Genomic DNA, 13646 nt, shown 5'->3' with positions numbered 1-13646 from the left:
TATACTATAGCTTATTGCAAATATGGTACACTAACGGCAAAAAAGATACGCCTATTTTTACGAAATAAAAAAACAACGATGCGCAGGCGATCCACGATTATCTTGATGCTGATGCTTCCGGCATTTTCTTCTTTCGGCCAGACGATATTCAATTATACAGAATCCGCAAAACCCGGTGAAGTAGTGGGGATACAGGGCGATGCATTTGGGAACGTTCCCAAAGTGTTCTTCGCTGTGATCAATGGCAGCTCTGTTGAGCTTCCCTTACTGGAAAAGGATACCAATTATGTGGCCGTGCGCATTCCGGTGGATGCGCCGGAAGGAATGTATGTGTTGAAAGTGGGCAATAGCCAACCGGTATACATTAACCGCGCAAGGGTGATGTCTTATGAATATGACGAGGTGATGCCCGGCACAGTGTTCCGCCTGTTTGGACGGAATATGTGGATGAATAAAAATGCGAAGGTGCAGTTCGTGCATCCCGCAAATGGCCGCACGGCAAATGCCGATATTATAAAAGGCGATGCATTTTCCCTTCAGCTGAAAACGCCCGGTACGCTCGAAGCTGGCGTACGGTATAAAATAAAGGTGAATAACGGAACGGGCGGTCATCATGGCGACAGCTATTTTGATGAAACCCTGCTGGTGCGGAAAGCAGCAGCGGACCCTTTCGGCCTGAACGTGCCCTGGGGCGCCGATTTCAGCTTCTCCCGAAATGTCTATAACATCAAAACCGATACCCGCCTCATCCAACGCAACAAAAATGATGACCGCCTCGTGATACAGGAAGCGATCGACAAAGCACATGCGGACGGCGGCGGCGTGGTATATCTTCCCGCCGGTCACTATAAATTGATATATGAAACCGGCAGCGGCCTCATCATGCGCTCCCGCGTGGTGCTGAAAGGCGATGGCAAAGACAAGACCATTATCACCTACGGCTACGGCAAACCCTTCTCCACCGAAAGAGTGAAAGCTCCCTACGGCTGGACGCTCGGCTGGCCGGACAGCCGCTCCGAAGGTATGGCGATGGTATGGCCCGGCGGCATCACCACCAGCGGCCTCCTCGATCTTTCCATGAAAAATGTAAATGAAAGCGGCGCCTTTGTGCATACCATCAAGAACATGCCGGAAGGCGGCTCGCGGCTGTTCGTGGTCAACTGCGGACTGGATTTTAATACCGGATGGGGACTGGCGCTTGTGAATGTGGACAAGCTGCTGCTGGCCAACAACACCATGAAAAGCACTTCAGTGGACGTTCGCGGCATCAACGCCCCTACCCGCACCTGGCCGCAGGACATCAAAAATTCGTATAACGTCATCTGCCGCAACAACACTTATGAATACAATGCCGGAAGATTCGGCGCCAACGGCTGCCATCATGCGATCTTCGAAAACAACCGCTTCATCCGAAACGGCGATCACCAGGCCAAAGGCGAAACCGGCGGGCTTAGTCTTGATTATGTAACAGATGTGATCGTACAGGCGAACACGTTTGAAGTAACGGGAACGCCTGTCCTGAACAGGAACCAGGGCGAAACCATTCTCAGCCAGGGCGGAAACCCGCATCAACAAAGCATGGGCAAAGTCACCAAAGCCGGCGCCCTTACGCTGGAAGACTGGAAAACGGAGTGGCAGGACTTCACCGACCGGGTGATGACCGAATGGCAATACGCCATCCATCCCACCAACTATACCGTAGCCATCGTGCATGGAAAAGGCGCGGGGCAATGGCGCACCATCGTCAAAAATAATGATACCGTACTCACGATCGACCGGCCCTGGGACGTAGTGCCCGCGCCCGGCAGCCATTATGTGATCACCCAATGGTCCTGTTACCAGATGCTGGTAAGAGATAACATCCTGAAAGGCAACAACCGCGGAATATGGATGTACTGCGGCAATGCGGACCTTGTGATCACCGGCAACAAGCTCGTCAACTCGGAAGGCATCTACATACGGGCAGACCAGCGGCTGGCTTACAAACGCTACAACCTTTCCTGGAACACGCTGATCACCAACAACACCGTGGAGAACACGGACGGCAGACGTGCCGCCTTCATTGCCGCTTATCTTGCGCAGGAGAAAAACGCGAACATCTTTGGTACCGGCATGCTGAACATGACCGTGCGCGGGAATACCGTGCGCGCCTATACGCCGAACGTGGTGAAAGGCAGTTTCGTGAAGGGGGAAGGGTATTTCAACGCCAATGGCAGCGGGGAGATCGTTGCCAAAGGGGCGCCCGGCATACTAGGCAGCATATTTGAAAATAACCGGTCAATCAATACGGGTGACAGCCTGAAGCTGGCCGGCAGTGTATTTCATACGGTAGTAAGCAATGAATAGCTTTTTGCCGCAAGCATCAAAAGAAATAACTACATCTTCAATAGCAAAAATCAAGAAATGAGCATTTTAAAATTCCCGTTAGTTCTCCTGACGCTGAGCGCACTCTATGCGTTCGGCCAGGAGAAAGATTTTTCCCAGGAAGCCGCGGAAAAGGAAGCGCTGCAAAAGTACGAAGCCGCGCATCCTCCCCGCGATTCCATGCCTATGCCCGCACCCGCCGAACAGGAAGCATTCCTCGGCGCACATCTTGTAAGAAGCGCCACCCTGCTGGCTACCAGCACCGCGCAGCGCCGCCTGCCGGTGAAGATCATTATATATGGACAATCCATTACCGGCAGCTCCCTGTTCACCGCGGAAATGTCCAACTACCTGAAAGCGCATTTCCCGCATGCGGACATCACCCTCGAAAACCGCTGCATCGGCGGGTTTGGGGCCAGCCAGATCATCCGTACCGCGCCGCACGATATCTTTAATGCCAATGCCGACCTCATCATCTTTCATGTATACGGTGGTGAAAAAACCGGCGAGCTGGAAGAGCTGTTCACCGGCATCCGCCGCTACACTACGGCAGACGTACTGCTCATGAACCATCATGTAAACGGTGATCAGAAAAAACCGAATGAAACATCCGCCGCCTATCTCCGCTACATCGCGCAGAAATATGACTGCGAGCTGGCGGACATTTCCGCGGAATGGCCCGTCTACCTCGAAACCAATAACCTGGCACCCAAAGATCTGCTACGTGATAACGTGCATCCCAACCGCAACGGCAACTGGCTGCTGGCGCAGCTGGTAGGCCGCCACATCCGTTACAACCCGCTATTTCCAAATCCCTCGTACCGCAGCGTGCAAACGTATTTCACCGCACCTGCTTTCGATAAAGTAAACACCAGCCCTATCTCCTACTCCGGCACACCCTGGCGGAATGAGAAAGGCACGGCGGTGAGCGATTCCCGTAACAGCAAAATGAAACTGACCTTTCACGGCAACCGGGTAGACGTGATCACCGAACTGCCGTCAACAGGCACCGCACGCATACTGATCGACGGCAAACCGCCCACCGCATATACCATGACGCGCCCCAGCGCCGGCCCCGGCACCTGGTGGCCCGGCATCCGCAAAGTATCACATATCAAACCTCTCATTCCGGAAGACTGGACGCTGAAGATAGAAAGCATCAATGCGGATACGACGGTGTTCACTTACAGCGTGCATGGCACTAAAACCGGCAACGACGGCGCCGGCAGCAGCGCGGAAACTTTTGTATCAAAATCGGGGCGCGTGGTGATTGAGCCTTCAGATGTGATCTTTGCGAATATTAAAAATACTTTCAAAACTGCGGTCCCGGTTGGGTTTATTACCCACTGGTCTGTGGTGCCGATGTTTGTGGATACATTTCGTGCGCCGGATATGACGGATAAGAAGAAATTGTACAAGACCACGCTGGTTTGGGGGCTGGAGAACGGGGTGCATACGCTGGAGGTTGTGCCGAATGGGGATGGGGCTGTGGGGGTGACGGGGTTTGAGGTGTATAGGCCGGGGGTGGAGGATTGATGATGTTTTGTTTGGGGAATTGTAATAATGATTCCCCCAACCATTATTTCACAAGCTTAATCGGTAGTATTAAGACATATAAACTTGCTTTTATGACGTAATAATTAACATTGTGACATATAAAACTATATTTATGTCGTAATTAAGGACTTAATGTCGCAATGAGAATAGATGAAGCAATCATAGATCACGAAATGGATGATGACTATCTATTCTGCCATGCAGCCAAGAGTATTATGAGTGATAACGGCGCTACGCTGCAAGGATACACGGTATTTGTGAAACGGAGTGGCAATCTGCGTCGCAGCCTTTCAATGCGCAAACACTGGAACTGGAATTGAGCGACCTGCCGCTCTACATCGGTATTGAACCAGGTATGCCTGTGAGCAGTACAATTATCCAACCAGTGGAGTATGGCGGATGCGCAAAAATACTGACAGTATGATAGCCGAGCACTATTGAAAAAAAATATGCCCAATTAATAAATATAATTATATTGTGATGTAATCATTGCCCTTAACGATCAAAGTTGATCCATGAACCCAACCCGATTGACGTTAAAGTGCGAGCTATACCTGAATTTATTAGATGGAAACGCTATCAGCTTTGTCAATTTGAAATTGGGCAAATGATCAAGTGTCCATAACCCAGAATCCCTTATGTATGAAATTATTCCCTTTCCTGCTTCTAATCCTGTTGTGTCTACAGGAGATACCCAAGGCCCAAACCGTTAGTCCGGGCGATGTTGTCAAAGGTCTAGCCGATCAAAAAGGAGGTGCCAATGTATCGTTCTCTACAGGAATAATGCACTATAGCATTCCGCTATTCCAGGCCAGCCAGGATGAATATAGTTTGCCAGTAGCATTAACTTACAGTGCTGGTGGTGTAAAGGTGAATCAGACGCCAGGGTTAGCCGGGCTCGGTTGGGGGTTAAACTTTGGTGGCGGAATCATTACAAGAACAATGAAAGGAGCATCTGCTGACGAAGATCAGAACATTGGCTATTTAAACCATCCGGCTCCCACCTCATATCCCGCATATGAAGAATATAAAAGAAATATAAATGCTAACAAAATAGATGGAGAATCTGATATATTTCAATTGGAGATGAATGGCTATTCTGTCAAATTTATACTTGTAAAAAAAGACAATAATGTTGAAGTTGAACCATTAATAAAAACTGATGTATCTATAACCTGTCAATTTGATGGGCCCAGTATTTCCGGGTGGATTGTTAAGGATCCGCTCGGGAATATTTATGAATTTATTGCCTCCCACCCTGGAAACACGTTTATCAAAAACCTTACACCAACGAACTCTTTTTCAGAGAACATTATAACTTCCTGGCATTTAAAGTCAGTAGAGTTGATGAATGATGGGAAAATTGATTATACTTACTACGAAGAACATTACGCCGAAGCTTTTAATTCCTACTCGAGTACATATAGTTTCTACGGTGTTCCGCTGGTTTTACCGATTTTAGGCAGTGACCCGGGCCTGAACAGCGCTTTAGCAAGTTTGCAGGCAAGCAGTCAAAACAATATTCAAAATCTGGAATTGCTTACGGACAACCTACGAAAGCTAACCGCAAACCGGGATAAAACACTCCGGGCGCTATCACCTAACTCAATGGATTATGTATTTCCCAGCGTAAACATGCTGAACCAAATGGACTTGTTGTCGTATAACGAGCGAATTCAACAACAACAATATGAAATTCAGCATGTTAACTGGGAACTTGAGAACATCCTTAATAATGTTCTGAGTATTATCGGCCAAATGTATAGTAATGATCATACTATACAGTCAGAGATCACCGAAGCAGGTCAGCACAATATACTTTTCAACAAGCTTATTAAAAAGATATCACTACGTAATTCCATTATCGAATTCAAATACATCCCGCTCATTAATTCCAAAGAAATTTATACTTATGACCGGATATTATTTCGTTCGATCAATGGTGAGGTGATAAAATTCGTTCAATTTGACTATAGCAGAAAAGGTTATCTAAAAAAGGTCCAGGTTGTAGCTGCAGACAAAACGGTTGAAAGGGAATACAAGTTCGATTATTACGATGAAGACGAAGACCTGCATATGTACGCCCAGGACTATTGGGGATACTACAATGGGAAAAGTAATAATACAACGCTTTTAATGGATGATCCTCGTTATATCGTATCGGGGTCGGGGGGAATATTACCGGTTTTCGGAAATGTAAACGTTCCAGGTGATTATCTTGATAAAGTTACTAATACCTATGGTGCCGCTGCAGACCGCAGGCCTGACTCCAGTATGGCAAAGGCCAGATCCTTAAAGCAGGTAACTACGTTAATGGGTAGCAAAACCAATTTCGAGTATGAAGGAAATACGGTGTATCTCGGCGCCTTCCCGGATCCCGTTCATACAGGTGGTCTGAGAATTAAGAAGATAACGCATGATCCAGGCTTTGGTACCCCTATGGTAAAGGAATATAAATATGATTTTCCTGCTACCGGCGATCCCACCAAACACCTCAGTTCAGGCCGTTTAGTAGACCTCTTAAAAAGAAATTTCATCTATCAATATTCGTATTCTCCCACATCTCCCCCGGATGTCATGGTATCTACAGACCCTATTGACTTCGGAAATCTTGACATATCGAATAGTAACAATGGCGTCTTATACCACTATGTTGAAGAAATCTCAAATGACAAATCCTGTATTGGATATAAATATGCTGCAATTCCACCTGTTAACACCTCCGCGTCCCATAAAAGCTTATTTGATGATGCATTACTGGCTAAAATTTTCTACGACTCTAGTGGAAAAATTGTGTATATAGAGCGTTATAGTTATCTAACCAATCAAGATTTAGATAGCAGGGATGAAGATCTGAATCTGGTATCTTACGATTATTTTCAACCATACACAAGCGCTGTTTATTCAGAATTAACACAGACATCAAAAGAGCCTGTTTTCTACGAAGCGAATTCACTCGCTCTGCAATTTCCGGATGTTAACTCCTATCATCTTTCTTTTGGAGATTACAACTTCTGGTTAAATCCTTACTCCCGGATATTCCTTCCAAATTATGCACCACGCTGTAAGACCTTTTTTTCCACGTTCGATTATACCATTCCTTTTAAGCAGGTTTTGCTACTAAAAGAAAAGCAAGAATTTTATTTTGGGGATTACGATACCGCTATAGCCTATGCCTCTTCCAATGTACCTGGCCTTCCTGATGAGAAAGCTTATTTGTTTGAACGACTGCTGGCGGCGCCGAATATTCCGGTCAATAAAACGGAGACGAAGTTCAGCTATGAAAACCCGGCGCATCTTATGCCTACAAAAATACAGTCAATTAACAGTAAGGGGCACCTGTCAACGGTACGCACCAAATATGCCGCAGATTATCAATTACCCCAGAATGAAATAATTTCCAGGATGCAGATGTATCATATTAAGAGCGCAATTATCGAAAAGCAGGGTTGGGTTTCCAGGGATCAGGGTATTACCTACGAATTTCTGAATGGCGAACGATTTGACTATGCTGAAGCTATTAATAACGGCAAGTCTGGTTTCCTGCAAAATAAACAACGGATTCTCCAGAAATCAACATCTTTCAACCCCTCTATTTATGGATTTTCAGAAAACCTATCAACAATCCTTCCATATACAAGTATAGCATGGGACAATAATACGCTATATCAAGCTGAAAACACGCTAAAATGGAAACAATATGCGGATTTCATGCGGCCGACGGCTATAGTTGACAGAGCAGGCAGAATTACCGATGTAAAAATTTATGATAATTTCCGGGGAACGTTGCTATTGGAAAGCAACTATATTGATCCCGACAATGCTACAGCAATTGACTTCTCTTCATATCAGGTTCACCCGTACTACAACAATTACAACTTGTTTAAGAAAGCATCCCCGGCATTGACAGAATATCCATATATCAGTTTCTTTGAAAAGCCCTTCTTTAACTTTATTCCGATAGATCTCTTTAAAATGGACCATATGCGATACATTTCAGAGGTTATCTCTCAACTGGATAGCTTTCATGATGGATACCCCTCTATATGGCAGTCGCTATACAACGACATTGAAATGTTCCGGGCCTTGACCGGTTTTTTCTATAAGGTAGAAGATCGGGTTTCCACGAACGAATTTAGCCAGGCAATTTATAATTTACGGAAGGCAATGGAACAAATCACGCCTCAAGAAATGGCTACACTATCAAACTATGACATAAGTGGATATAATTTTTACTACCACGAAATGTGGATATATGTTTCGGAACTTACAAATAGTCTCTTTACTGACGGCAGCATGGCTAATTATCAGAATTACGAGGACGTTATCCTGGCTGAAAAAAATCCCGTCATACCGACCGACGAGTCCGGTAGTGCAAGAATCAAGGTGAATGTTAATAATCTTGTTACATCCGGGAAGCACCTGGACGTTTACCTGGTTAACAATCCCGAAACATCCCTTTATGGGAAACTATACTACAATAATGGCTCTACATCAGGCGACTCCTTCCTGGCGACACCTACCAATGTAAGCGACAAAGTAAAGAAGGCTACGATAAATCTATCAGGCTTGCCTTCCGGTTCTCAATTGAAAGAAATCGAATTTAAGCTGTCGTCCTTCGAAGGCAGTTTTGTTGCATTGCCATCAAACAGCATATTCAAAGCATATTCCTATTTACCAGATGGCAACCCTTTTATCGTTTATGACCAAACCGGAGATTACACATCCATCTTTTATAATCAACTGGGTCAGCCTTCTTATACAAAAGATCAACGGGGAAATGTGCTATCAGTAGATTCGGTTTCTCTCGCAAACAATGTTATTTATAGTAGCACTGTTCAAGTGGAAATCCGAAACAATTATGATTTACTAAGCCCGTCGCCTGTAAATATCGAACTCATCGAGTTGATCGATAGTTTCACTGGCCGCCTCGTGGAAATGGAGGTACTTATTACTCCTGGCCAGATCTATCGTACGGAGATTCCCACAGGTACTTACCGGCTGTATATGAGAACCAGCAACCCGGTTAGTCAAATCATGTTCAATAATAGTGTATACACCCCGGGAGTTAGTTCCGCAGTGACCCTCACCAGCGGGATGAATAATGTCACAATATCTGTCAATCCCTAATTCGTAGATATGAAACTCGCGACACTTCATATCGCCAATATAAAAATCGTGCGATATAGAATATTAAAGTTATTGATGGCTTTGCTTTTGATCAACCCTCTTCAATATACGGTTGCACAAAGTCCGGAGCCCATACCGTCCGCCTATCCATCTAATATTCCCTTGAATATTTCCCAAAAATGGATTCCCCACTACCCTGTTAGTGATCCTGCCCAGGTCATCCATTCAGCCAGAACAGCCAGGGAAGTAACACTGGTCACTAAATACCTGGATGGAGCTGGACGGCCGCTGCAAATAGTGGCTAAAGCCGCATCTCCCCTGGGGAAGGACTATGTGATACCCATCCTGTATGACGTCAACGGAAAAGAAAGCATAAAATACCTGCCATACATTTCCGGGACATCCAGTGGAGAATTCAAACTCAATGCGTTCAGTGAACAGCAAACTTACATGCAGGCGCATTACCCGGGAGAAGATTTTTATTACGGCAAGATCGGCTATGAAAACTCTCCTTTGAACCGCATATTGAAAAGTGCTGCTGCGGGAAAAAGCTGGGTCGGCAGCAACCGGGAACAGCAATCCAGTTATCAGTCCAACTCCACTGCAGATGCAATCCGGATTTGGGAGATGTCCGGATCTATACCGGTCACTACCGCTACTTACCCCGAAAATGAGCTGATAAAAGTGGTGAATGTAGATGAAAATAACCATCAGCAGGTTACTTTCCTTGATAAAAGCGGGCAGTTGGTATTGAAAATGGAGGCCCTGGAAAATCCGGGCAATAATCATGAAAACTGGAAATGCACATATTATGTATACGACGATTTCGGGCACACTGTATTCATCATTCCACCCAAGGCTACTGAATATTTACGTACACATAGCTGGAACCTGAATGATAATGAACTGATCAACGAGCTATGCTATCAGTTTCAATATGACGAAAGAAATCGCATTATCTCTCAAAGCTCGCCGGGAGCGGAATTAAAGGAAATGGTGTACGATGTCCGGGATAGGATTGTATTCACTCGGGATGGCAATCTTCGTAATGCTTCCCAACCCAAATGGAATATTGTTTTATACGACGATGAAGACAGGCCTGTATTGAAAGGATTTTATCTTTCTGGTGCTACAAGGGCGGATCTGCAAACGCAAATGAATTCCGCTACCGAAGGAAGTACTTTTACATACTCCACGCCCGGGCCGGTAGACCTGGTAATTGCAGACCGCACATTAGTGCCTCCTGGATACCAGGCAAGATCCAGCATTACTTTTACGGAAGGTTTTGAAAGTGCCGTTAATGATGAGTTTACGGCGGAGATAGTGCCTGGTTTAACAAGCGGTACCGTTACTATCGCAGGATCAAATGTACTCAACGGTATTGATCAGGCAGATATATACCCGCTGACATATTTCTTTTATGATGCCTATGATGCGAGCGCCGGGACATTCAAAGCTGCAGACCTTAACAAGCTGGATGCCGGTAACAATACGAATGCAGAGGTCAATACTACGTATACCACCAAACTCCGTGGCGCTTTGACCGGCAAACGGGAAAGAGTCATAGGTACAGACCAGTGGCTTAATTATACTGTTTATTACGATGACAAAGGCCGGGAGCTTCAAATAGTTACGGATAACATCGCAGGCGGTCACAACATATTAACCCGCCAATACGACTTTGCCAGCAATCTACTAAGCCAGTATGAATATGTTACTAATCCACGCGCTGGAATTATACCAACAACGCAGGTACTTACCAAGTTTGAATATGGTAGCGATAATCGTTTAAAATACATTCGCAAGCGGCTGAATAACGAATCAACCGACAAACTCATTGCCACGTTAACATACGACGATGCTGGTCTGTTACAGAAGAAAGTACTCGGCAGCAACCTGGAGAGCCTGGAATACGATTATAATATCCGCGGATGGCTATCAGGCATCAATCGTAAATACCTGACCGGCCAGGAAAGTCATTTCTTTGGCATGGAGATCGCATATGATAACACAAACTCTTCTGTAAACAGCACCACTTATTCCAATCCCCGATATACGGGTCAGGCAGCCGGCACCATCTGGATGAGCGCCACAGATGGCATCCAAAGAAAATATGATTACAGCTATGATAACCTGGGGCAGCTACTAAAGGCAGATTTCACGCAGCAAAATGGAAACTGGGGAAAATCAGTGATGGATTTCACGGTTACAATGGGTGATGGTGTTAATTCCACCACTGCATATGACCGGAATGGTAACATTCTGAAAATGAATCAGGAGGGCGTACGGAGTTCCGCTGTTGTTACGATAGATGAGCTGGTGTATAATTATTCAGACAAAGGCAACAAACTCAGGTATGTAAGAGACGATCAGAACGATGAAAATAGCATCCTCGGGGATTTCAGGGAACCTTCCGCCAATCACACAGCCAACCTTTCCGGGGTTAGTGACTATCTGTATGACAGCAATGGCAACCTCACCAAAGACGATAATAAAAATATATCGGGGATCCGTTATAATCACCTTGATCTACCTGAAGAGATCACCGTTACCGGCAAAGGCACTATAACCTACCTCTACAGTGCAGGGGGCGTCAAGCTGCGGGAAACAGTTGTGGACAATAGTATTAACCCATCCGTTACAAAAGTTACGGATTATATAGGTAGTAATGTATATATCAACGATAGTCTTAAGTTCATCTTACATGCTGAGGGGCGCATCAGGCCTGTTTACCAAAACAGCACTCCCATACAATACACGTACGATTATTTTCTGAGTGACGAACGGGGGAACACCCGCATGGTACTAACTGAGCAAACTGATTTTTCCATGTACCTGGCTTCCATGGAGCAACAGCTTGCACCTGTTGAAAATGCGCTGTTCTCCAATCTTGATAACTCAAGGGCCGCAAAACCAGTAGGATATCCGGATACACAAGGCAACCAGTTTGTAGCCAGGCTAAATGGCAACACACCTGAACACCGGATCGGACCAGGTATCGTACTGAAAGTTACAGCAGGCGACACTATTCAAATCGGCGTAAATGCTTTCTATAAATCCATCGGCTATAAAAAACCGGCTAATACCATTCCTGCACAGGATATGGCAAGTGCTTTGGTGAATGTATTTGGCCCAACCCGGCAATTGGGGCACGACAAAATCAATATACCAATCGGCAGCAGCAACAGTTCCATGAGCAATGCTATCGGGAACAGCTACCAGCGTTTACGTCAAAAAGAAAACGACAATGGGCATTCACAAAAACTGCGCTCCTACCTGAACTACGCAATGTTCAACAGACAGTTTGAACTGGTAGAGGAAAACAGCGGGGCAAAACAGGTGCAGGAAAATCCTGACCAGTTACAAACGCTTGCCAACGGCAAAATGGTTGTAAAAGAAAGCGGGTTCCTGTACGTATATACCAGCAATGAAAGCTCACAAGACGTTTATTTCGATAACCTGGCGGTAATTCTAAATCCAGGCCCGGTTCTCGAGGAATATCACTATTATCCCTTCGGCGAAACGATGTACGCTATCAGTGGCAAGGCATTTACCAGCGGCAGCTACCCCGAAAACAGGGCACGCTATAACAGTGGAACGGAATTCAATGAAAGTCTCGGTCTGAACTGGTACGAAACACCTTTCAGATCTTATGATCCACAGATCGGCCGGTTCCATCAAATGGATCCACTCTCAACAGATTATCCGGATTGGTCTCCATATACCTACGCTGTCAATGATCCCATTAATATGAACGACCCCATGGGTCTGGAAGCTACCCCAAAATTTAACAAGGTCACTGACCTGATAAACTACATGTGGGATAATTCTAAAAATCATAGTGCTGTCTACTGGACAGAAGGGATTCTTTCGTACGCCGATGATTTCACTTTTTTAGCGGGAGGATTATGGCAGGATGATAATTTTTGGTATTTTAAAGCGGGTTTTTATTATGGGTACGAGGATAAAGAAAAGAAAATCCCGATCCTGGATGAAAACGGAAATGCGGGCAAATGGGGCTTAGTGCAGATGCCGAAAATAGATGTAAGAAAGGCTACCGCACATATTGAAGAGGAAAAAAAGCTGGACAATATACAGCTGGCCCTGGATGCTGGCGGTAACATACCGGGATATGGAGAAGTTATAGATCTTATAAATGCAGGCGTATCTTTCTACCGCGGAGATTACCTGGGAGGAGTCACCAACATTCTTTCGGCTGTTCCGATCCTGGGAAATGTTGTAAGCGGCGTCAAAACGGGCAGTAAAGTTGTAAAGGCTGCGGATGGTGCGGCGAGTGCCGCTAAGGAGGGAATACGATATACCAAATCAAGTTTATCACTTGGAAGAGAGATGCATAAGGGGTACAAATTAGCTGAACACGCCCCAGAGCTTGGCAGGTTTAAAGAGTTTACAGGCATCAAAGGCATACGCCCCGACTTCGTAGATTTTGGAACAAAGACGATTTACGAGTTAAAGCCTTTCAATCCAAGAGGTATTCAAATGGGTACGCAACAACTCAACAAATACAAATCTCTTTTTGAGCAGAATTATGGTGGCAGTTGGAAAACAGTTTTAGAGCACTATTAAAATACTTG

Annotated in this window: 4 protein-coding genes; all 4 read left to right on the top strand. The window is 45.5% G+C overall.

The features are described 5' to 3' along the window. The first annotated feature begins 78 nt into the window (after nt 1–78). The 4 genes from CCY01nite_RS19165 to CCY01nite_RS19150 all read left to right on the top strand — a co-directional run bounded on the left by CCY01nite_RS19165 (nt 79) and on the right by CCY01nite_RS19150 (nt 13638). The gene (locus tag CCY01nite_RS19165; RefSeq protein WP_146865203.1) at nt 79–2346 is read left to right on the top strand and encodes a right-handed parallel beta-helix repeat-containing protein; all 2268 of its coding nucleotides are present in this window, start codon (nt 79–81) and stop codon (nt 2344–2346) included. 57 nt (nt 2347–2403) lie between these two features. Next, nucleotides 2404–3900, top strand: coding sequence for a hypothetical protein (locus CCY01nite_RS19160; protein ID WP_146865201.1), 1497 nt, complete (start codon nt 2404–2406; stop codon nt 3898–3900). A 663-nt stretch (nt 3901–4563) separates the two neighbouring features. Next, nucleotides 4564–9051, top strand: coding sequence for a hypothetical protein (locus CCY01nite_RS19155; protein ID WP_146865199.1), 4488 nt, complete (start codon nt 4564–4566; stop codon nt 9049–9051). 9 nt (nt 9052–9060) lie between these two features. Then, entirely contained in the window at nt 9061–13638 is a 4578-nt protein-coding gene (locus CCY01nite_RS19150; RefSeq protein ID WP_146865197.1) for a DUF6443 domain-containing protein, read from the top strand. Nucleotides 13639–13646 lie beyond the last annotated feature (8 nt).

It is taken from the genome of Chitinophaga cymbidii (assembly GCF_007992715.1).
In the GTDB taxonomy this organism is placed as follows: domain Bacteria; phylum Bacteroidota; class Bacteroidia; order Chitinophagales; family Chitinophagaceae; genus Chitinophaga; species Chitinophaga cymbidii.
Note: the sequence above shows the minus strand (reverse complement) of the source record. Positions and strands in the feature narration are given on the sequence as shown.

What these genes read in the sequence shown, in the direction of transcription:
- CCY01nite_RS19165 (WP_146865203.1), top strand. Translation starts at nt 79, where the DNA reads ATGCGCAGGCGATCCACGATTATCTTGATGCTGATGCTTCCGGCATTT.
- CCY01nite_RS19160 (WP_146865201.1), top strand. Translation starts at nt 2,404, where the DNA reads ATGAGCATTTTAAAATTCCCGTTAGTTCTCCTGACGCTGAGCGCACTC.
- CCY01nite_RS19155 (WP_146865199.1), top strand. Translation starts at nt 4,564, where the DNA reads ATGAAATTATTCCCTTTCCTGCTTCTAATCCTGTTGTGTCTACAGGAG.
- CCY01nite_RS19150 (WP_146865197.1), top strand. Translation starts at nt 9,061, where the DNA reads ATGAAACTCGCGACACTTCATATCGCCAATATAAAAATCGTGCGATAT.